2 protein-coding genes are annotated in these 1102 nt (G+C 61.7%); both read left to right on the forward strand.

The window, feature by feature from the left end; translation table 11 throughout:
• Positions 1-299: transposase domain-containing protein (locus ACEK02_RS19735; RefSeq protein WP_371423263.1), on the forward strand; the 299-nt coding region annotated here is incomplete at its 5' end.
• On the forward strand, positions 296-889 hold the full coding sequence (locus ACEK02_RS19740; RefSeq protein ID WP_371420260.1) for a plasmid pRiA4b ORF-3 family protein: 594 nt from the start codon (positions 296-298) through the stop codon (positions 887-889). The genes ACEK02_RS19735 and ACEK02_RS19740, both read left to right, overlap by 4 nt.
• The last annotated feature ends 213 nt before the right edge of the window (positions 890-1102 follow it).

Consider the following 1102-nt stretch of genomic DNA (forward strand, 5'->3'; position numbering starts at 1 on the left):
TCCGCTACTGCGATGACGGTCGGCTCGAGATCAGCAACAATCTGGTGGAAAACGCGCTGCGCGGTGTCGCGCTCGGACGCCGGAACTGGATGTTCGTCGGCTCCATGAAGGGTGGAGAGGCCGCCGCGCTCTTCTACTCCCTGGCCGGCACATGCCGGCTAAACGGCGTCGAGCCCGAAGCCTGGTTCACCGACGTCATCGAACACATCGGCAACCACCCGATCAATCGGATCGATGACTTCCTGCCATGGAAGTGGCAGGCATCGAGGCTGACCAACGATCTGGAGAAGGCTGCGTGAGCAACGGCACTGTCGTGCGGATGAAGATTACGCTGGACGATGTCACACCGGCCGTCAGCCGAACGCTGGAGGTGCCGCTCAATATCCGGCTCGATCGTCTGCACACCGTCTTCCAGACTGCCTTCTCCTGGACGGACTCTCACCTGTGGGAAATGAGCTTCGGGCAAACCGGCTTCGGCATCCCTGATCCCGAATATGGCTTCGACGGGCCGCTCGACGCCCGTAAGGCCACTCTCGCCCAGGTCCTGGCGGATACGAGGCGCACGACCTTCCGATATCTCTACGACTTTGGCGACGCCTGGGAGCATAGCGTCAAGATCGAGCGCGTCAGCGCGGCCAGCCCGCACCTGACATATCCGCTCATCCTCGATGCAGTAGGCATGCGGCCGCCGGAGGACAGTGGCGGGCCATGGGGCTACGCCGAAAAGCTCGAAGCGCTCGGCGACCCCCAGCATGAATATCATGAAGAAGCGCTCGATACCCTCGGCGACGACCATGATCCCAACGCCCAGCCCGATATCCCCCTGATCGAGGCAAGGCTGGAAGCGCTCGCGAAAAAATGGGCGCCGCGGACACGCCGCAAAGCCTGACAGGCCGCGTCAACGTCACCTTCCGTCGGCGCTTACCGAGCACCAGTCATCCCCAACTGGCGCTACAATGCTATGGAGACACATGATTTAACCAAATAGGGACGTGCTGCGAGCGCGCCTTTGCCCTATTTCAATTCCTGATCGGATTGTGTAGCGCGTCGATTACGGAGTCCGGTCGGCGTCAATTATGATGGCCGGTAGGCGGCCGCGCCG

Origin of the sequence: Tardiphaga sp., assembly GCF_041424195.1 — a bacterium.
Lineage (GTDB): Bacteria > Pseudomonadota > Alphaproteobacteria > Rhizobiales > Xanthobacteraceae > Tardiphaga.